Raw genomic sequence first — 18,833 nt, 5'->3', positions numbered from 1 at the left:
GAGATTTCCCAGTATGTAAGACCCCTTGTAGACGACGAGGTTGATAGGTTCGAGGTGGAAGTGCGGCAACGTATGCAGCTGACGAATACTAATCGGTCGAGGGCTTAACCATATATAGGGATCTTTGACGTAAGTCAAAGTCTCTTAGATATCCTAAGTAATCTGACTTTACGTGAGTTTCGTATCTAGTTTTCAGGGAATACTATTCCTGAATCGTATATATATCTTGGAGAGATACCCAAGTGGCTATAAGGGGACCCTCTGCTAAGGGGTTAGACTGCGTAAGTGGTGCGAGGGTTCGAATCCCTCTCTCTCCGCCAGTTCCAAATATATATACACTTTTATGTGGCGGCGTAGCTCAGCTGGCTAGAGCGTACGGTTCATACCCGTAAGGTCGGGGGTTCGAGCCCCTCTGCCGCTACCATAAAACCAAAACACCAGATGGAGGCTTAGCTCAGCTGGGAGAGCATCTGCCTTACAAGCAGAGGGTCGGCGGTTCGATCCCGTCAGCCTCCACCATCACTTCACCCCAAAAAGTGAAGCGAATTCTATGATGGAGTTTCCAATTACTTTCCGGGGGCCTCAAAATAATAAGCCGTTGTAGCTCAACTGGTAGAGCAACTGACTTGTAATCAGTAGGTTGGGGGTTCAAGTCCTCTCGACGGCACCATTTTTATTGTAAACCTTTGTAGCATGGAGCTGTGGTGTAGTGGCCTAACATGCCTGCCTGTCACGCAGGAGACCGCGGGTTCGAATCCCGTCAGCTCCGCCATTTCTTATTTCGATTAATGTAGGACATGCTATAAACATTCATTTGGCTTGGTAGCTCAGTCGGTAGAGCAGAGGACTGAAAATCCTCGTGTCGGCGGTTCGATTCCGTCCCAAGCCATTGAGATGGTTGTATTGCTTAGGCAGTACGGGTATCTCGTATCTGGAGGCTTAGTGAAGTGGCTAAACACGGCAGACTGTAAATCTGCTCTCTTCGAGTTCGGTGGTTCGAATCCATCAGCCTCCATTTTCCCTACGAGTCATTAGCTCAGTTGGTAGAGCACCTGACTTTTAATCAGGGTGTCGTAGGTTCGAATCCTACATGACTCACTTTAATAAGTAAACGTACAAGGCCGTTGGGTCTTTTTTTGTTTTTAAGACATAGAGAAAAAGCATCCTATTGCAGGATGCTTTTTGCTGTTTAGAGCTTATCTGCGACAGATTGCATTTTTTGTTCCATGGAGGCAGGCTTGTCACGGCGATCATCAATTTTGATGGAAGTGGAGACACGCGAAGCCCCATTCAAGAAAGGGACCTCGTGGACGGCACGTATGACCTCGAATAGGCGGTCTAAGGGGCCTTCCAGGATGGTGCCCATGGGTGTCATTTGGAAGCGGATATCGGCATGTCGTTCTAATTCTTTGTGGAGATCAGCTACATAGCCGCTCAGGCTTGTTGTGGCTGTTCCGATGGGTATGATGGTGAATTCAGCAATGGCCATTGGATTACAGGCTCCTCCCTTTTAAATACTCATTATGTAAGGATAACAATCAGGAGCTAGCGAGGTCAATGATGTAATCGGCTGTACGTGCGGCGAGTGCCATTACGGTAAGCGTGGGGTTGCATCCAGTAGAGGTCACGAACAAGCTAGCATCGCAAATGAACAAGTTGGGAATGTCGTGACTTTGACCATACGAGTTCACCACGGAGGTGCAGGGGTCATTCCCCATCCGACAGCCACCCATTAAATGTTGCGTATCCGGAACGACATAGGAGATTTCCCCGCCAGCGGCACGGAGAATCAGTTTCATATTTTCAACGGCATGCTCTAGGAGTTTCAGATCGTTATCACAATAATTGAAAGTTAAAGAAGCCAAAGGCATGCCATACTCATCTTTTTCCTCAGAAAGCGATACATGATTGTTCCACGCTGGCAGCACTTCCCCTACCATTTTGAGACGACCATAGAAATTGTAATCCTGCATAACTTGTCTGAAAGAGGATCCCCATAAAGGAGCTTCAGTCGCTTTACGGATGCCTTCAGCCATCTCGATAGGCCGTGAGCCGTGAGCGTGTAAGGTGTAACCGCGGACAAAGCCCCTGCGTGGATCGGTTTCATAGAAATCCTGTGTCGATGCTAGCACGGGTGTTCCTTTGTATAGGCGGACTTCCTCTTCAAACTTGGCGTAGACGTCGTTGCTGCTGTGCGTCATAATCGCTCTGCCTACCCAACCACTGGAATTGGCTAACCCATCAGGGAACTGAGGTGCGGCGGAGTGAAGGAGCAGCCGAGGGGTTTCTACTACATGAGTACAGAGGATAACTGTCTTAGCTCGTTGACGATAGGTAGTGCCTTCATGGACAAAAAGAACTCCGCTAGCATGTCCATACGTATCAACTTCAATTTGTGTTACTGTGCAATTTGCTAGTATTTCTGCGCCTGCTTGTACCGCTTTTGGAATGTGTACGATCAAGGTACTGAATTTGGCATTAGGCATACAGCCTTGGAGGCAGAAGCCGCGATTTGTGCATGCAGAACGCCCCTCTATGGGAGTAGAAAGGATAGCTAATGGGGTAGGTACAGATTGAATACCAAGGGACTTGCAACCTTTGTGAAATAAGACAGCATTGGGACTAAGAGCATCCAGTTCGGGATAAGGATAGGGGCCCTGAAAGTTCCCCCATGGAAAATGCTTCGGTCCGGATACGGAGATTTCTTTTTCTATTCTCGTGTAGTAAGGCTCGAGGTCTTTATAATGAATGGGCCAATCTTCCCCGACACCGTCAATGGCTTTTGTTTTGAAATCAGACTCATGAAAGCGCAGAAATACGCCCGTAAAGTTCTGAGTGCCGCCGCCAATCCCTTTCCCCGATTGATGTCGACCAGTAACAAAGGGTTGGGGTGCATCAACAAGACGGGTATCCTGCCATGCTAAGCTCTTCATACTCAATTCATCACTAGCGTAATCTTTCTCAGGATCCCGCCATGGCCCAGCATCGATAACAACCACTTTTAGACCAGCTTCACTGAGTTCTTTGGCCAGAACACCGCCAGCAGCCCCTGCTCCTACGATAACGATATCAGCTGTTTCATTTTCAAAGCGCCATTTCATGATCGATTCACAGCCTCCCAAGACTCTAACTGATCTGGGCTATGTAACGTATATCCACGAGGATAGGCCGGTCCACCGAAACCAATTTCAGACCACACCAAGGGATGAGAATAGTAGGCTTCGACACTTAGTTGAAGCAGCTTCTGAAATAAGCCTTTCTGAGGGATACCTTCCCAATTTTTCGTAGGTGAATAGCTTGCATCGCTGATTTGAAGCATAATATTCCGTTGGCTCGTTTCATCTAATTGAAAGAAAGGCTGACTGTTTGCAAACCATCCTGCTTCATCGATCGCTTTTAATCCCTGACGCAAAAGTATTCGTAGGGGTGGAAGGCCAACCTTGCGGTGCCCCTCTCCTTTATTATCTGCTAACACCTGATCGATATGGTTGATGACATATTGAATGATTTCACCTCGATGATCATCCATAAGCAGTGAACACCAAGCCCGAAGCGATTCCGCCTCTACAAAGGTTAAAAATCCATAGGCATGCTCTCTAACGAGCCGAGTGTTTACAATGGACCTCGTGTGCGTATCCCATTCCTTGCTTTCTTCCATGACATCATAGGTTGGATAATGATAATGATTATGTTCTTTCATGCTTGTCACCTCCATAACTACGAGAATAAACCCCAAAAAAGTGCTACTACAATTATTTCCAAATCTACGAAGAATATGAGGCTGGCCGTTGTGAAGTTGTATTTTCCAATGAATCTCATAGAGAAATGTTTAACCTGATGAAGGAATTGGCACTATTACCAATCTCATGGATGATAGGAAATATTTTAGGAATGAAAGTCTTTTCATTACCATGGTAACCTTATACTAGTAACCTAGAAGTTTTCCATTTTAACCAATTCACCCAAGAGAGCCGTACAGGAGGAAATACCATGATAAAGAGTCTTGCCCACCGCACCTTAGGAATTACAGCTGCGATCACGATCGCATTATCAGCTACCACTGCCGTTTCCGCCTATGCCGCAAATGATGATATGGATGCCGTTTCGTTGGCCAAAAAAATGGTCGGCGTTGATTACTCCAAAAGTGACGAAACACCATTTGCAGGGTTTGATTCTTCAGGTCTGATCTACTACGTCTATGAAACATTAAATTACAATGTGCCTAGAACTTTAATCGGGCAATTCAATATGAAATCAACGAAAATTACGAAAATAGATAAGGCAGAGCCAGGTGATGTCTTGTACTTTGGTAGTGGCTCCAAGCCATCGTTTGCTGGGATCTATGTTGGACAAGGGAAAATGGTCATGGCATCCCAGAGCAAAGACGAAGTCGTCACCCGTAATGTGAGTGAGCTTAAGGGCAGTTTTATTGGCGGAAGAAGCATTCTTTCGTCGAAGGATCGTTTGAAAGCGGAGTTAATTCTAACCGCTCAGAAATATCTTGGAACTCCTTACGTATTTGGGGCAAAATATGGCCAAACGAAAACGATGGATTGTTCATCGTTTACCAAAACAGTTTTTGCTGAATATGGGATTACATTGCCGCGTGTCTCTCGTGATCAAGCTAAAGAAGGTACATTCGTTAGCAAAAGTAACTTGCAAACCGGCGATTTGGTTTTCTTCACCACCGTGGATTCCGGTAAAAACATTGGACATGTTGGTATTTATGTTGGCAACGGAATGATGATTCATACGTATGGTGAAGGTGGCGTCAAATTCACGTCGATTAATAAAGAATGGTGGGCTGCTCACTACGTGACGGCTCGTCGTGTATTGAAATAGAACATCAAGAATGAGAACCCTCTTGTCAATTATTAGGCAGGAGGGTTCTTTACTCATTTCTAATTGGAGATAAAACCTGCCTGGAAAAGCGGTCGTTCATCCTTGAATGGCCGAGGGTAGAGGTTTTCTCACAATTCACAGGTATTAGCACAGTTATGGTACAATGTGAGAGAAAATATAGAAGATGCTATAGGTAATAAGGAGTGAAGGCAGATGATTTGGGAGCATGTCAGAGAGCGATTGGAAGCGGTTTTACAGTCGCCAATACAGATAAGCCTGATACCTGAGTCCGAATGGCACCAGCTTGTGGAGGATCAGGGAGAGCATCAGGAAGGATTCAGTCGAAGTGTTAACCGGGGTCAGGAAGTCCTTTTCTTCGTTTCCCAGGAACATAAAGAAGTTCGAGTCCTGCTAATGAATGGGAGTAAGCTGTCTGTATCTGAACGTAAACTTGTTGAACTAACAATTGAATCCAAACAAACGTTGGAGAAGAAGCAATTCGGTTCTTTTCTTTCCGAAGATGAAAGAAAGTCGAACCAATTAAGAGAGTGGTTGCTGCAGCAAATGGAACGTGGTACAAGCCATGCCGAGCTGCCTGACGCCCTTGCTTCGCAATCTTCACTGTATTCAACTAAAATTCCGCTACTGTTATATGGGGACTATCCTCAGAATCAACGCGTATCTTACACAGAGCTTAAGAAGCTGCTAGAGTCCTTTTTCGAAGCGGAAATTATTCTTATTCCTTTGTTAGAGAAGGAATGGCTGATATTAGCGCCAGAAGTCCTTATTACCAGTGGCATTGAAGAACGCGATGGAGACGAGGAAGAAAGTGTTGAGCAAACGCTCGATGCATTAGGCTCAGGTTTGTATGAGATGCTGGCGAATGAATGGGTAGGCGAATGCCACTTAGCTATTGATTTCCCTGTGAAGCCAGCAAAGTCGATGTTCGCTACAGTACTTAAGCTGCGTGAGACTATTATGCTGGGCCGATCCTTCCATGTAGGCAGCTTTATTCATCTACGTTGGGAACTGCGCCTTGAGAAGTTGTTGCACCTCATTGAAGAAGAGGAGAAAACGGAATTCCTAGAGCAGGTACTCCGCGGCACGGATCATGTGCTGGATAGCGAGACTGTAACGACGCTGGAGCATTTCTTTACACTGGACTGTAATGTGAGTGAAACAGCGAAGAAGCTATATATCCATCGAAATACATTGTTATATCGATTGGACAAGTTCAAAAACGAGACTGGACTGGACGTTCGGACGTTTAATCATGCAGTTTTAGTACGTCTGGCCTTGCTATTGTACAAAGTAACGAAAAGAAAGTGATTTTTTTGTAGGGATTGTGCATAGTCAGTCCGCCGTTCGTAGGGTAAGATGTGTATATAGAAATGTTGATAAAGAAAGCATTTGAACGATAAATTGTAGGGGGAATGAAATCATGGCAGGCGTACGTTTAAATCATATTGTTAAAAGATATTCTGGTGCAGAAGAATCAACAGTTAAAGATTTCCATCTTGAAGTTGCTGACAAAGAGTTCGTAGTTCTTGTTGGTGCATCCGGTTGCGGAAAATCCACAACTCTTCGTATGATCGCAGGTTTAGAGGAAATCACTGAAGGTGAACTTTACATCGGTGACCGCCTTGTAAATGACGTAGCTCCAAAAGATCGCGATATCGCGATGGTATTCCAATCCTACGCTCTTTATCCGCATATGACTGTTTATCAAAACATGGCATTCGGATTGAAACTTCGTAAATTCAAAAAAGCTGATATCGATGCTCGCGTTCGCGAAGCAGCGAAAATTCTAGATATCGTTCACTTGCTTGATCGTAAGCCAAAAGCACTTTCCGGTGGTCAGCGTCAACGTGTTGCCTTGGGTCGTGCGATTGTTCGTGAGCCGCAAGTATTCTTAATGGATGAGCCGCTTTCCAACTTGGACGCGAAACTTCGTGTACAAATGCGTGCGGAAATCACTAAATTGACAAAACGTCTTGGTGTTACGACAATCTACGTAACGCATGACCAAATCGAAGCGATGACAATGGGCGATCGTATCGTTGTTATGGATAAAGGTATTATTCAACAAGCTGCTACACCAGAAGAAATCTACAACTTCCCAGTTAACATGTTCGTTGCAGGCTTCATTGGATCCCCATCCATGAACTTCATGTCTGGAACATTGACACAAGAAGGCAGCGGAATTTTCTTCAAAGCAGGTTCCGTAAATGTAGAAGTTCCAGCTGGTAAAGCACAAGTTCTGAAAGACAAAGGATTCGTTGGCAAAGAAGTGATTCTGGGAGTTCGTCCAGAAGATATTCACGAAGAGCCAGTATTCTTGGAAGCTTCCCCGAACACAGTATTCAACGTTAACGTTGAATTGACTGAGAACTTGGGTCACGAAATGTACTTGTACTTGAACGGTATCGGTGCTAACACAGTAATCGCTCGTGTTGACGGTCGTTCCGGAATCAAAGAAGGTACAAACGTTAAATTGGCACTAGATATGAACAAAGTTCATTTCTTCGATAAAGAAACAACACTTTCCATCTTGGTTAACCCTAACCTATAGGATTGTACTGAAAGGCCAGCCGTTATCGGCTGGCCTTTTTGTGTATGATAAACTTCATGAACACAGTAGTTGATTTAAACTAGGTATTCTATTACGATGAAACTATTGGAAAGCCTGCGTGCTGCACTACGAGCACATGGTACATAAGCAAATTCGAAGGAGTTAGGACGATGGCCAAAAAAGTAAGGGTTTCTGAGATGATGGAACAGCTACATATGGAAGTACTAGCAGGTGAAGCTGGACTGAAGCGTCCTATAACAACGGGTGATTTGTACCGTCCTGGTCTTGAGATGGCCGGTTATTTCAATTACCATCCCAAAGAGCGTATTCAGATGCTGGGTAAAACAGAAATCACATTTATTGAAATGTTGACGACAGGTGTTCGGAGAAATCGGGTTGAGCAACTGTGTGCTCCAGAAGAAACACCATGTATTATTGTCACTAGAGGGCTGGATGTTCCGGTTGAGTTGCTTGAAGAAGCGACGAAGCGTGACTTGCCGGTGCTAAGAACGCAAATATCGACTACGATTTTTGCAAGTCGGTTAACAGGCTTTCTGGAAAATAAGCTTGCCCCAAGTACAACGATTCATGGCGTACTGGTAGATGTCTACGGAGTAGGTATGCTAATTACGGGAAGCAGTGGAATCGGGAAGAGCGAAACCGCACTTGAGCTTGTCAAAAGAGGTCACCGACTCATCGCGGATGACGCGGTAGAAATCAGGCAAAATGGAGATAAGGTGCTGACGGGAAATGCTCCTGAGTTGATTCGCCATTTGCTTGAGATCCGCGGCGTAGGCATCATCAATGTGATGACGTTATTTGGTGCTGGCGCGATCCGTAATGTAAAGAAAATCTCCGTTGTTGTTAAATTGGAAAATTGGCAGCAAGAGAAGCAATATGATCGTTTAGGCTTGGATGAAGAGCTAACTAGGATCATCGATACTGATTTGCCGCTCGTTACGATACCTGTACGACCAGGGCGAAACTTGGCCGTCATTGTCGAGGTTGCGGCGATGAATTATCGTTTGAAACGAATGGGCTACAATGCAGCGTTGCAATTTACGAATAAACTGACCGAATCGTTAAATGAAGATTTTGAGGATTTTGATTGATAATAGGTATGCAAAGTTTACTTAAAGAAGGAGTGAAACCATGTTAGAAAGCATAGCATTTTCCTTAGGACCGATTCATGTCCGGTGGTATGGCATTATTTTAGGAACAGCCGCATTAATAGGTTTAATGTTGGCGATTAGAGAAGGAAAACGATTCAAAATCGTGCCAGACTTCTTCATGGATTTATTGTTAATTGGGGTTCCTTCTGCCATTATTGGTGCTAGAATTTATTATGTTGGCTTCCAATGGGCTGATTATAAGGATAATTTATGGGAAGTATTCATGATATGGCATGGTGGGATTGCAATATACGGCGCGTTGATCGGGGCGATTATCGGTACATCCTTCTACATTCGAGCTAAGGGATATAATTTCTTCCGTATTGCGGATATTCTTGCGCCAGGTTTGATTATCGGACAAGCGATCGGTCGTTGGGGAAATTTCATGAATCAAGAAGCTCATGGGGGTCCGGTAGAGGAGTCATTCTTGAGAGATACCCTGCATTTACCGAATTTTATCGTGAATCAGATGAATATTGATGGTGTGTTCTACCACCCGGCATTTTTGTATGAATCTCTATGGAGCTTTGTAGGGTTACTGGTTTTATTCTGGCTACGTCGTAGACCGTTCTTACGGGCTGGAGAGTTGTTCTTTAGTTATTTCATTTGGTATTCGATTGGACGCTTCTTCATTGAAGGGATACGTACAGACAGTTTGGATATCTCAGGGCCGGCTTGGCTAGCTTCACTGATGAATGCGCTATGGTCCCCAATGAAGATCGTATTTGAACCAGGCGTACTTACGTATGGTGGGAATATTCGCTTCTCACAATTGCTTGCTCTGCTGATCGTGATTGGGGCCGTGATTACGATTATTGTGAGAAGGAAAAAAGGTTATGCGAATGAGCGGTATTCGGACCCGATTGTGTCCACGCTCGCGATTGATAAAAACAAAGTAGTCCAAGAGGAAGAGATAGATAAAGGAGTCGACTATGATTCAAACCGTACTATTTGATTTGGATGGCACGATCGTAGATACAAATGAATTGATTGTGCAATCATTTTTGCATAGCTTGGAAGGCGAAACACCGGAGCCAATTAGTCGGGAGCTCATTATCCCGAACATGGGGCGTCCACTCGTTGAGCAAATGGAATTTTTTACAGGTAAGAAAGAGGTTGAAGCGCTCATCAATAAGTATCGTACGTTCAACTTATCGAAACACGATGAGCTTGTGAGGGAATTCCCGAATGTGCGCACGGTGATGGCGAAGCTTCACGAAAAAGGGATTAAAATTGGCATCGTAACGAGTAAAATCAGACTTACCACGTTGATGGGGCTCAAGCTTTGTGGGTTAGATTCTTATGTTAGTGCTATTGTGACAGTGGATGATGTAAAGGAGCCAAAGCCGAGTCCTGAGGGCATTTTCGCAGCGCTGAAAGAGTTAGGTAGTTCAGCAGATGAAACGATGATGGTCGGTGATAGTCACTATGATATTGAGGCTGCTCAAAATGCAGGTGTGACATCTGTCGGTGTATCTTGGTCCTGGAAGGGGCGCTCCTATCTAGAGCAGTATAACCCAGATCATATCGTCGATGATATGTTTGACCTGCTGCCGCTAGTTGGGATTTCTGCGGATGTGAAGGCTGATTGAGGAATACTGAGAAATATCCTGTAGATGGACCGAATGCGCTATGGCAAATCTACCACACCGTTAGTAAGTGGAAGGCCATACGTAATTTCGTCTTTATCCAAATCACGCGTTATTCGCCTTCCTTACGTATGAAAAACTGGATTTATCGCCATGTTTTAGGCATGACGGTGGGAGAGCACTCTGCTTTTGCGTTAATGGTGATGGTGGATGTGTTTTTTCCGGAGAAGATTCATATTGGAAGCAATACGATTATTGGATATAATACGACGATTCTGGCGCATGAGTATTTAACTAAGGAGTATCGTCTAGGTGACGTACGTATTGGATCTCATGTCATGGTTGGAGCCAATTCGACAATCCTGCCAGGTGTGACAATTGGAGATTATGCGATTATTGGCGCTGGCTCCGTCGTTCATAAAGATGTGGCGCCGCATAGCTTTGTGGCCGGCAATCCGTTGCAGGTTATTCGTTCAGGTAATAGCGTGTAACCTAAGTTTTGGGATATAAGATGGGCTCAACATCATTGCGATGTTGGGGCCATTTTTTGTGATGTCGAAGAAAACGATTAATAAAAAAGGCTTATAGGTGGAGCAAGGGCCTAGGCGGTGGTAATGAGGCATGCTGCCGCGACAGCATGCCTGTTCTATCTACTCCGAATACAGTTGACGGCGTATGGGTTTATATGCCATTCTTAAAGCGAATTTCATAATATTTTGTTCGAAATATTATGAGTAAATGAGCCGCCGAACAGGACTTAAATGATTGACGGTCCTAACGATACGTGTTAAAATAGCCGTACATTCTTTATTTTGGTAGCATGGTAGAACGTTAACGCACTAAAGTATTTTCATGAAGTTGAGATTGAATATATTCCTACTTATTGAGGTGAGACGGTGTCGAAGCCAAAAGTATTTGAAAAGCCGTTAGGCGTGAAAGATTATTTGCCTGAAGCGGTAACGAAACTCAGAAATATAGAATTCCGCGTGTTGGCCTGTATGGAGCGCTGGGGTTATAACCAGATCATTACACCTACACTTGAATATTACGATACAGTTGGCGTTGCAAGCTCCACAGAAGACAAAAAGCTGTTCAAATTGCTAGATCGCAAAGGGAAAACGCTCGTACTTCGATCTGAGCTGACAGCACCAATCGCGCGTGTAGCTTCTTCGCTTTTAAAGGAACAAGAGTTTCCACTTCGACTTTCCTACCATTCCAACGTTTTCCGTTCAATTGAAGAAGAAGCGGGTAGGGATTCAGAGTTCTTTCAGACTGGCGTTGAACTGATCGGTGATGCTTCATCTGAAGCAGATGCAGAAGTGGTGGCGCTTGCGATTGCGTCACTTCAAGCAGCGGGCGTTGAGAAGTTTAAGATTGCCCTCGGCCATGTTGGTTTTCTGAACGGATTGTTCCAGGAAACACTAGACGGACGCACAGATGCACAGCTTTCTCTGAAAGAACATCTACTCAGTCGGGATTACGTCGGATATCAGGAAGCGATTAAATCGTTGTCCCTTACAGCTGACGTAGAACGTGAGCTGAATGGTGTACTAAGACTCCGTGGAGGGGATGAAATCTGCGAGCAGGCTCGTATGGTCTCCCAGCATCCAATTGCGCAGGACGCGATTCGACATTTATGCGAAGTGTGGGATGTACTGAAAGCTTACGGAGTTAGCGAGCATGTTGTGATTGATTTAACGATGATTGGAGATTTCTCCTACTATACAGGTATGACATTCGAAGGTTATGCGGCTGATTTAGGTTTTCCTGTCTGCAGTGGGGGACGGTACGATAATTTATTAAGTCAATTTGGACGTCCAGCGCCAGCAACAGGGTTTGCACTCAAGACGAATCGCATCCTGGAAGTAACTGGAAAGGACCAAGTGAAACAACCGAGTCGTGTGCTCATTACCTACGATGCGGAGCATCGCGAAGAAGCGTTGCAGCTGGCGAAGAATATGCGGAGCGATAACAACATAGAGGCGAGCGTGGTTATCACACAGCTTATTAGTGATGAGACGATCAACTATCCGTCTAATGCCGGGTACAATCAAGTAATTCGGTTGATAAAGGAATAGCCTCTCAGCAAGATGAGGGAAGTTTGGAGGAGGTTGGAACGGTGGATGACATTCTTAAAGTAGCGATGCCGAAAGGCCGTATCTATAAACAAGCAGCGAAGCTGTTTACAAAAGCGGGCTTGCCCATTCCTGAGGATTTGGAAGAAGGACGCCGTTTAATCATTCCAGTACCTGGGGCGAAAATGGAATTTATTCTGGCCAAGCCAGTCGATGTTCCGACCTATGTGGAGTATGGCGTAGCCGACATCGGGGTTGTAGGTAAAGATGTGCTGATGGAAGAAAATCGGAACGTTTACGAATTGCTTGATCTAGGTATCGCACGCTGCCGTATGTCGGTGATTGGATTGCCCGATTGGAAGCAAGTCATCAATCCACGGGTTGCGACCAAGTATCCGAACGTAGCGTCTCAGTATTTCCGTGAGCAAGGACAGCAGGTTGAAGTGATCAAGCTGAACGGCTCCATCGAGTTGGCTCCTCTGATTGGACTAGCTGACCGCATCGTAGATATGGTGGAGACCGGCCAAACCTTAAAGGAAAATGGTCTTGTTGAGCAAGAGGAAATTTTTCAAATCACGAGCCGCTTAATTGCGAATCGTGTGAGTTACCGGATGAAGAACGATTCCATCCAACGGTTATGTGATATGCTGCAGGCGGTATTGCCTACAGTGAAACTATAGATCGAAGTAAGAAGAACGACGATGAGAGGAAGATGAAAATGCGGATCATGCCAGCTTCCGAATTTCAGTTAAAACGTGAAGTCGAATACGGCTCACCCGAGCAAAATGACACCGTCCGCCGCATCATCGATGAGGTGCGGCAAGACGGGGATGCCGCGCTACGTCGCCTGGCGCAGCAGTTCGACGGCGTAGACGTCGCTGAGCTACGCGTTAGCGACGAAGAGATCCAGGCGGCGTACGCACAGGTCGACGCCGCGTTCTTAGCGGCGCTGCGTCAAGCCGCCGCGAATATTCGTGCGTTTCATGAGAAGCAGAAACGCAACTCCTGGATGGACCTGCAGCCGGACGGCAGTCTGCTGGGCCAAATCATCCGACCGCTGAAGCGGGTCGGCTTGTACGTGCCCGGAGGGAAGGCGGCATACCCTTCCTCCGTGCTCATGAACGCCATCCCCGCGATTGTCGCGGGGGTGCCGGAGATCGCGATGGTGACGCCACCGTCCACCGCGGGCGAAGAGGGCATCAACCCGCATATTCTCGTGGCTGCAGCCGAAGCGGGTGTGAAAGAGATCTACCGCGTAGGTGGGGCGCAGGCCGTTGCCGCGCTGGCTTACGGCACAGAATCAATCGCGCCGGTCGATAAAATCGTCGGCCCTGGCAACATTTACGTCGCGCTAGCGAAGCGCTTCGTGTTCGGCGTCGTCGATATCGACATGATCGCCGGACCAACGGACATTGTCGTGCTTGCTGACGAGCACGCCGATCCCGAATATGTCGCGGCCGATTTGCTGGCGCAGGCCGAGCATGATGAGATGTCACCGTCGATACTGGTGACACCTTCCCGTGAGCTAGCCGAAGAGGTACGGCTGGCATTATGGCGGCAGCTGGATGTGCTGCCGAAGAAAGCCATTGCCGCCGTCTCGACAGCAACAAAAGGAGCGATACTCCTTGTGGATAGCTTGGACGAAGGCGTGGACGTGGTCAATCGCTTAGCGCCGGAGCATTGTGAGCTGCTGGTGCAGGAGCCGTTTAACCTCCTGCCGCGCATTGAAAATGCTGGTGCCATTTTCCTAGGTGCCTACAGTACAGAACCCGTCGGCGATTATTTCGCCGGTCCGAACCATGTGCTGCCGACGAATGGCACAGCGAGATTCTCATCGCCACTGAATGTGGACGATTTCCTCAAAAAATCAAGCGTCATTCACTATAGCAAGGAAGCGTTACTCGCGAACGGAGACATGATCATGACGCTGGCTCGTAATGAGGGGCTGGAAGGTCACGCGAGAGCGGTTGAGATACGACTTAAAAAGGAAGGGAAGTTGAGCTAGATGGCGGAACAGGATCAAGTAAGAACACGCTCAGCAAGCGTAGCACGCAAGACCAATGAAACGGACATCGCGTTAGCCTTCGAAGTGGATGGAACAGGCATTTCTGAGCTCCAAACGGATGTTCCATTCTTGAATCATATGCTGGATTTGTTCACAAAGCATGGTCACTTTAATTTGAAAGTGGATGCCAAAGGCGATATCGAAATCGATGACCACCATACGGTAGAGGACATCGGGATTTGTCTAGGTCAAACCCTGCGTGAAGCGCTTGGCGACAAACGAGGAATCAAGCGCTATGCGAGCGTATTCGTTCCTATGGACGAAGCACTAGCTCAAGTTGTTATTGATATCAGCAACCGTCCGCATTTCGAATACCGTGCAGCGTATCCAACGGCAAATGTAGGCAGCTTTGAAACGCAGCTGGTACATGAATTCCTGTGGAAGTTTGCCCTTGAAGCGCGTATTACCTTGCATGTTATCGTGCATTATGGACAGAACACACATCACATGATTGAAGGTGTGTTTAAAGCGTTAGCCCGTGCGCTGGATGAAGCAACATCGATTGATCCTCGTGTGCAGGGGGTTCCTTCGACGAAGGGAGTGCTGTAGGCATGATCGCCATTATTGATTATGGAATGGGTAATTTACATAGCGTGAGCAAAGCGGTTGAGCGGCTCGGCTATGAAGCAGTCGTTACTGGAGATCCGGCGCAAATTCTGGCAGCAGAAGGTGCGATTCTTCCTGGTGTCGGCGCGTTCGGCGATGCGATGGAGCATCTGCGCGAATCGGGTCTGGATGAGGTTGTGAAGCAGTATGCAGCGTCTGACAAACCATTGCTAGGCATTTGCTTAGGTATGCAGCTGTTATTCGCTAGCAGTGAAGAGCACGGAGAGCATGAGGGGCTAGGGCTTCTTCCTGGTTCGGTGGTGCGTTTCCGCGGAGACTACAAAGTGCCGCATATGGGATGGAATCGTCTTAGTTATAGGAAGAGTGATAGTCCTATTTTCAGAGGGATTGAAGGAGGGCATGTGTATTTCGTACACTCCTTCCATGCGAAGCCTGAGCGTGAAAGCGATCTGTTGGCAGTGACCGACTACTATCAACCTGTAACGGCGATTGTAGGCCGAGATAACGTCTACGGCATGCAGTTTCATCCTGAAAAAAGCGGAGATATCGGTATGCAGCTGCTTGGCAACTTTTTAACCCTTTGTAAATAAGTAATGGACAGTCTCAAGGAGGTGCTGAGCATGTTAGCCAAAAGAATTATCCCTTGTCTCGACGTCAAGGATGGCCGAGTGGTGAAAGGCGTAAATTTCGTGAATTTACGTGATGCCGGTGATCCTGTCGAGCTTGCGGCGATTTATGATAAGGAAGGTGCGGATGAGCTCGTGTTCCTGGACATTTCGGCTTCCGTTGAAGGGCGTGCGACGATGGTCGAGGTTGTCCGTCAAACGGCTGGCGAGATTACGATTCCGTTCACGGTAGGCGGCGGGATTTCTAGTGTCGATGATATGAAACGTCTCCTTCGCGCAGGTGCGGACAAAATCGGGATCAACACGGCCGCTGTGCTCAATCCTCAGCTCGTTTCTGATGGTGCGAGGAAGTTCGGCTCACAGTGTATCGTGGTGGCCATTGACGCGAAGTTCAATCCCGAGTGGGGCGAATGGGAAGTGTTCACGCATGGCGGGCGCAAACCGACTGGTATTAAGACACTGGAATGGGCGAAACGCGTTGAAGAGCTGGGCGCAGGTGAAATCCTGTTAACAAGCATGGATGCAGACGGAACGAAGGATGGCTTTGATTTGAAGCTGACTCGTGCGGTATCCGAGCTGCTGACGATTCCTGTGATTGCTTCTGGCGGAGCGGGAAAAGCAGAGCATTTCTACGATGTGTTTACCGAAGGCAAGGCCGATGCAGGGCTGGCGGCAACCATTTTTCACTATAAAGAATTAACGATAGACGGGGTCAAGGCAGACCTGAAAGGTAAAGGGGTTGAAATTCGATGACATTTTCAGTTGATCAAATTCAATATGATGCGCAAGGGCTTGTACCTGCGATTGTGCAGGATGCGGTAAGTAAAGAGGTATTGATGCTTGCTTACATGAACAGCGAGTCTTTGCAACGTACGATTCAAACGGGAGATACGTGGTTCTGGAGCCGTTCTCGTGGGGAGCTTTGGAATAAAGGGGCAACCTCTGGTCATACACAAAAGGTAAAAGCACTTCGCTATGATTGCGATGCAGATACGCTTCTTGTGCTTGTTGATCAAGTGGGACCTGCTTGTCACAATGGCACGTACAGCTGCTTTACAACGAATATTGCGGTGGAAGGTTCTGTAGAAGAAGCTGCCGCTACTGCCGATCGTTTTGCGATCCTAGGTGAACTTGAAGCAGTCATTGCTTCCCGTGATGCAGAGCGTCCTGAGGGTGCATATACGACTTACCTTTTCGAAAAAGGGGTCGACAAAATCCTCAAGAAGGTTGGCGAAGAAACAGCAGAAGTCATTATTGCAGCTAAAAATAAAGACAATGACGAGCTTCGTTATGAAGCGAGCGATCTTATTTTTCACTTAATGGTACTTTTGCGTAATAATAAATTGCCATTGGATGATATTATGAAAGAGCTGGCAAATCGGCACGTCAAAAAATAAAGTAAATGACCTGGAGTGAATTCACGTGTTGATTGATTATCATACACATCATGTGCGCTGCGGTCACGCCTCTGGGGAACTGGAGGAATACGTCAAACGCGGCATCGAGATCGGGCTTACCCAGTTGGGGCTTTCTGATCATATGCCGCTTTTGCATGTCGATCCGCAAACGTATTGGCCGGAAATGGCTATGCCCATGGAGGAGCTTCCTCGTTATGTGGAAGAATGCCTCTATCTCAAAGAGAAATACAAGGATCAGATTGACATTCGCGTTGGCCTGGAAGGCGATTATGTGGAAGGCTATGAAGCTGAAATTGCGGCCATCATTCACGCTTATCCTTGGGATTATGTGATCGGATCGGTCCATTTTCTGGGCGAGTGGGATATTTCTGATTTTAGACAGCTGGCAGGTTGGGAAGGCAAGGATATTTATGAAGTATATACCCAATACTACGAGGCAGTGAAGAAAGCAGTCCGAACCGGACTGTATGATTATATCGGGCATATCGATATGATCAAACGATTTGGTTATGTTCCGGATCGCGATACGTGGGAGCTTGAGAAGTCAGCCCTGGATGCTGTGAAGGAAGCTGGGCTAGCGATTGAGTTGAATGCTTCAGGCCTGCGTCATCCGTGCAAAGAGATGTTCCCGAGCAGCCGCATGCTGGAGTATTGCCATAAGGTGGGAATTCCCGTTACGCTTGGTTCAGACGCGCATCAGCCGGAACGGTTGTCTCAGTATTTGGATGAGGCCAGGGAGCTGCTAAAAGCGATTGGATTTAACGAAATAGCCACATTTTCTGGTCGAAAACGACATCTTGTGACTTTTTAAATTCGACACGTATCATGTATAATGAGTAGGACTGAATTAATCTATTTAATGAACCTTCGGAGGTAACCATTAACCATGCATAGCGACAATGTTAAAATTTTTTCCGGATCTTCGAATCCGAAGCTCGCGGAAAGTATTTGTAAAGAGCTCGACCTGCCGCTAGGACAAATTAAATTATCACGTTTCAAAAGCGGAGAAATTTATTGCCTTTACGAAGAAACGATTCGTAACTGTGACGTGTTTCTGGTACAAACCTTCTCCCATCCGATTAATGAGCATATGATGGAGCTTTTGGTCATGATGGATGCAGCGAAAAGAGCATCTGCAAAAACGATCAACCTTGTCATTCCTTACTATGGATACTCTCGTCAAGAACGCAAAGCAGCTCCGCGTGAGCCAATTTCAGCTAAATTAGTTGCTGACTTGTTCGGTGCAGCAGGTGCAACTCGTGTTGTTACGATTGACCTTCATGCGCCAGCGATCCAAGGCTTCTTCAATATCCCGGTGGATCACTTGACAGCGCTTGATCTGATTAGTGATTGCATTAAAAGAAAGAATTTGCCAAACCCAATCATCGTATCTCCAGATGCGGGACGCGCGACAACAGCTGAGAAAATGGCTAACATTCTCGATGCGCCTTTCGCGATGATGATTAAGAAGCGCCCAGAGCACAACGAATCCGTGATTACTCACGTGATTGGTGATGTTGCGGGACGCACACCGATTATTATTGAAGATCTCATCGATACGGGAACAACGATCGTTAACGTCGTGGAAAGCCTCAAAGAACGCGGTGCACTTGATGTTTACATCTGTGCGACACACCCTGTTTTCTCTGGCCCAGCGCTGCAACGTTTGGATCACCCAAGCATTAAAGAAGTCATTATTACGGATTCCATCGCGATTCCGGAAGGTCATTCAGACAAGTTTAACGTACTTTCTGTTGCACCTTTATTGTCGGATGCGGTTCGTATTATTACGGACGGTGGTTCCCTATCCTCCCTGTTCAAATACGGCGGCGTATAGGCGGAAGCAAATTTTAATACAGCCCATATCTTACCTTCGGATAATGTTTTTGGCTTCTAAGCGATCTATG

General features: G+C 46.6%; 19 protein-coding genes, 8 tRNA genes and 1 rRNA gene. 25 read left to right on the top strand and 3 right to left on the bottom strand.

Going from position 1 to position 18,833, the window contains the following annotated elements; translation table 11 throughout:
• From AC58P7_RS29645 to AC58P7_RS29605, 9 genes are all read left to right on the top strand, one after another.
• A 23S ribosomal RNA gene (locus tag AC58P7_RS29645) occupies positions 1-112 on the top strand; the annotation flags it as partial.
• 116 nt (positions 113-228) lie between these two features.
• Positions 229-320: transfer RNA gene (locus tag AC58P7_RS29640), tRNA-Ser, on the top strand.
• Between the two features lie 27 nt (positions 321-347).
• Positions 348-424, top strand: a tRNA-Met gene (locus tag AC58P7_RS29635).
• Positions 425-443: 19 nt separating this feature from the next.
• Positions 444-519: transfer RNA gene (locus AC58P7_RS29630), tRNA-Val, on the top strand.
• A 75-nt stretch (positions 520-594) separates the two neighbouring features.
• Positions 595-670, top strand: a tRNA-Thr gene (locus tag AC58P7_RS29625).
• Positions 671-695: 25 nt separating this feature from the next.
• Positions 696-772: transfer RNA gene (locus tag AC58P7_RS29620), tRNA-Asp, on the top strand.
• A 44-nt stretch (positions 773-816) separates the two neighbouring features.
• Positions 817-889: transfer RNA gene (locus tag AC58P7_RS29615), tRNA-Phe, on the top strand.
• Between the two features lie 44 nt (positions 890-933).
• Positions 934-1,015, top strand: a tRNA-Tyr gene (locus AC58P7_RS29610).
• A 10-nt stretch (positions 1,016-1,025) separates the two neighbouring features.
• Positions 1,026-1,098, top strand: a tRNA-Lys gene (locus AC58P7_RS29605).
• A gap of 91 nt (positions 1,099-1,189) precedes the next feature.
• Here the strand turns inward: AC58P7_RS29605 and AC58P7_RS29600 are convergent.
• The 3 genes from AC58P7_RS29600 to AC58P7_RS29590 are packed head-to-tail and all read right to left on the bottom strand — an operon-like array spanning position 1,190 to position 3,700.
• Positions 1,190-1,489, bottom strand: coding sequence for an MTH1187 family thiamine-binding protein (locus AC58P7_RS29600; protein ID WP_497349466.1), 300 nt, complete (start codon positions 1,487-1,489; stop codon positions 1,190-1,192).
• A gap of 49 nt (positions 1,490-1,538) precedes the next feature.
• Positions 1,539-3,101, bottom strand: a complete 1,563-nt coding sequence (locus AC58P7_RS29595) for a GMC family oxidoreductase (RefSeq protein ID WP_497349464.1) — start codon at positions 3,099-3,101, stop codon at positions 1,539-1,541.
• On the bottom strand, positions 3,098-3,700 hold the full coding sequence (locus AC58P7_RS29590; protein ID WP_497349462.1) for a gluconate 2-dehydrogenase subunit 3 family protein: 603 nt from the start codon (positions 3,698-3,700) through the stop codon (positions 3,098-3,100). The genes AC58P7_RS29595 and AC58P7_RS29590 overlap by 4 nt, the downstream gene beginning before the upstream one ends.
• 290 nt (positions 3,701-3,990) lie before the next feature.
• Between AC58P7_RS29590 and AC58P7_RS29585 the strand changes: the two genes are divergently transcribed.
• The 16 genes from AC58P7_RS29585 to AC58P7_RS29510 all read left to right on the top strand — a co-directional run bounded on the left by AC58P7_RS29585 (position 3,991) and on the right by AC58P7_RS29510 (position 18,763).
• Entirely contained in the window at positions 3,991-4,842 is an 852-nt protein-coding gene (locus AC58P7_RS29585; RefSeq protein WP_497349460.1) for an NlpC/P60 family protein, read from the top strand.
• A gap of 213 nt (positions 4,843-5,055) precedes the next feature.
• Positions 5,056-6,171: a PucR family transcriptional regulator gene (locus AC58P7_RS29580; protein ID WP_497349458.1), complete on the top strand. Its 1,116-nt coding sequence runs from the start codon at positions 5,056-5,058 to the stop codon at positions 6,169-6,171.
• Positions 6,172-6,283: 112 nt separating this feature from the next.
• Positions 6,284-7,414, top strand: coding sequence for an ABC transporter ATP-binding protein (locus AC58P7_RS29575; RefSeq protein WP_497349456.1), 1,131 nt, complete (start codon positions 6,284-6,286; stop codon positions 7,412-7,414).
• A gap of 170 nt (positions 7,415-7,584) precedes the next feature.
• A complete protein-coding gene (gene hprK, locus AC58P7_RS29570) occupies positions 7,585-8,526 on the top strand; it encodes an HPr(Ser) kinase/phosphatase (RefSeq protein ID WP_497349454.1) in 942 nt (313 codons plus the stop codon).
• Positions 8,527-8,566: 40 nt separating this feature from the next.
• Entirely contained in the window at positions 8,567-9,541 is a 975-nt protein-coding gene (gene lgt, locus AC58P7_RS29565) for a prolipoprotein diacylglyceryl transferase (protein WP_497349452.1), read from the top strand.
• A complete protein-coding gene (ppaX, locus tag AC58P7_RS29560) occupies positions 9,519-10,178 on the top strand; it encodes a pyrophosphatase PpaX (protein WP_497349450.1) in 660 nt (219 codons plus the stop codon). Before lgt ends, ppaX begins: the two co-directional genes overlap by 23 nt.
• Positions 10,175-10,666: an acyltransferase gene (locus AC58P7_RS29555; RefSeq protein ID WP_497349448.1), complete on the top strand. Its 492-nt coding sequence runs from the start codon at positions 10,175-10,177 to the stop codon at positions 10,664-10,666. The genes ppaX and AC58P7_RS29555 overlap by 4 nt, the downstream gene beginning before the upstream one ends.
• Before the next feature lie 405 nt (positions 10,667-11,071).
• A complete protein-coding gene (locus AC58P7_RS29550) occupies positions 11,072-12,253 on the top strand; it encodes an ATP phosphoribosyltransferase regulatory subunit (protein WP_497349446.1) in 1,182 nt (393 codons plus the stop codon).
• A 41-nt stretch (positions 12,254-12,294) separates the two neighbouring features.
• Positions 12,295-12,930: an ATP phosphoribosyltransferase gene (hisG, locus tag AC58P7_RS29545; RefSeq protein ID WP_065851290.1), complete on the top strand. Its 636-nt coding sequence runs from the start codon at positions 12,295-12,297 to the stop codon at positions 12,928-12,930.
• Between the two features lie 38 nt (positions 12,931-12,968).
• Positions 12,969-14,255 (top strand): histidinol dehydrogenase, encoded by a 1,287-nt coding sequence (gene hisD / locus AC58P7_RS29540; RefSeq protein WP_497349444.1) that lies wholly within the window; start codon positions 12,969-12,971, stop codon positions 14,253-14,255.
• Positions 14,256-14,864: an imidazoleglycerol-phosphate dehydratase HisB gene (gene hisB, locus AC58P7_RS29535; RefSeq protein WP_497349442.1), complete on the top strand. Its 609-nt coding sequence runs from the start codon at positions 14,256-14,258 to the stop codon at positions 14,862-14,864.
• Positions 14,865-14,866: 2 nt separating this feature from the next.
• A complete protein-coding gene (gene hisH / locus AC58P7_RS29530; RefSeq protein WP_497349440.1) occupies positions 14,867-15,472 on the top strand; it encodes an imidazole glycerol phosphate synthase subunit HisH in 606 nt (201 codons plus the stop codon).
• Positions 15,473-15,502: 30 nt separating this feature from the next.
• On the top strand, positions 15,503-16,261 hold the full coding sequence (gene hisF / locus AC58P7_RS29525) for an imidazole glycerol phosphate synthase subunit HisF (protein WP_497349438.1): 759 nt from the start codon (positions 15,503-15,505) through the stop codon (positions 16,259-16,261).
• Positions 16,258-16,905 (top strand): bifunctional phosphoribosyl-AMP cyclohydrolase/phosphoribosyl-ATP diphosphatase HisIE, encoded by a 648-nt coding sequence (gene hisIE / locus AC58P7_RS29520; protein WP_497349436.1) that lies wholly within the window; start codon positions 16,258-16,260, stop codon positions 16,903-16,905. Before hisF ends, hisIE begins: the two co-directional genes overlap by 4 nt.
• Before the next feature lie 25 nt (positions 16,906-16,930).
• Positions 16,931-17,737 (top strand): histidinol-phosphatase HisJ, encoded by an 807-nt coding sequence (hisJ, locus tag AC58P7_RS29515; RefSeq protein ID WP_497349434.1) that lies wholly within the window; start codon positions 16,931-16,933, stop codon positions 17,735-17,737.
• A 75-nt stretch (positions 17,738-17,812) separates the two neighbouring features.
• Entirely contained in the window at positions 17,813-18,763 is a 951-nt protein-coding gene (locus AC58P7_RS29510; protein ID WP_497349432.1) for a ribose-phosphate diphosphokinase, read from the top strand.
• Positions 18,764-18,833 lie beyond the last annotated feature (70 nt).

Source organism: Paenibacillus sp. J22FR5, from assembly GCF_059691975.1.
Note: the sequence above shows the minus strand (reverse complement) of the source record. Positions and strands in the feature narration are given on the sequence as shown.

What these genes read in the sequence shown, in the direction of transcription:
- hisF (WP_497349438.1), top strand. Translation starts at nt 15,503, where the DNA reads ATGTTAGCCAAAAGAATTATCCCTTGTCTCGACGTCAAGGATGGCCGA.
- AC58P7_RS29580 (WP_497349458.1), top strand. Translation starts at nt 5,056, where the DNA reads ATGATTTGGGAGCATGTCAGAGAGCGATTGGAAGCGGTTTTACAGTCG.
- hisB (WP_497349442.1), top strand. Translation starts at nt 14,256, where the DNA reads ATGGCGGAACAGGATCAAGTAAGAACACGCTCAGCAAGCGTAGCACGC.
- AC58P7_RS29585 (WP_497349460.1), top strand. Translation starts at nt 3,991, where the DNA reads ATGATAAAGAGTCTTGCCCACCGCACCTTAGGAATTACAGCTGCGATC.
- AC58P7_RS29510 (WP_497349432.1), top strand. Translation starts at nt 17,813, where the DNA reads ATGCATAGCGACAATGTTAAAATTTTTTCCGGATCTTCGAATCCGAAG.
- ppaX (WP_497349450.1), top strand. Translation starts at nt 9,519, where the DNA reads ATGATTCAAACCGTACTATTTGATTTGGATGGCACGATCGTAGATACA.
- hisD (WP_497349444.1), top strand. Translation starts at nt 12,969, where the DNA reads ATGCGGATCATGCCAGCTTCCGAATTTCAGTTAAAACGTGAAGTCGAA.
- AC58P7_RS29595 (WP_497349464.1), bottom strand. Translation starts at nt 3,101, where the DNA reads ATGAAATGGCGCTTTGAAAATGAAACAGCTGATATCGTTATCGTAGGA.
- AC58P7_RS29575 (WP_497349456.1), top strand. Translation starts at nt 6,284, where the DNA reads ATGGCAGGCGTACGTTTAAATCATATTGTTAAAAGATATTCTGGTGCA.
- AC58P7_RS29590 (WP_497349462.1), bottom strand. Translation starts at nt 3,700, where the DNA reads ATGAAAGAACATAATCATTATCATTATCCAACCTATGATGTCATGGAA.
- AC58P7_RS29600 (WP_497349466.1), bottom strand. Translation starts at nt 1,489, where the DNA reads ATGGCCATTGCTGAATTCACCATCATACCCATCGGAACAGCCACAACA.
- hisH (WP_497349440.1), top strand. Translation starts at nt 14,867, where the DNA reads ATGATCGCCATTATTGATTATGGAATGGGTAATTTACATAGCGTGAGC.
- lgt (WP_497349452.1), top strand. Translation starts at nt 8,567, where the DNA reads ATGTTAGAAAGCATAGCATTTTCCTTAGGACCGATTCATGTCCGGTGG.
- hprK (WP_497349454.1), top strand. Translation starts at nt 7,585, where the DNA reads ATGGCCAAAAAAGTAAGGGTTTCTGAGATGATGGAACAGCTACATATG.
- hisIE (WP_497349436.1), top strand. Translation starts at nt 16,258, where the DNA reads ATGACATTTTCAGTTGATCAAATTCAATATGATGCGCAAGGGCTTGTA.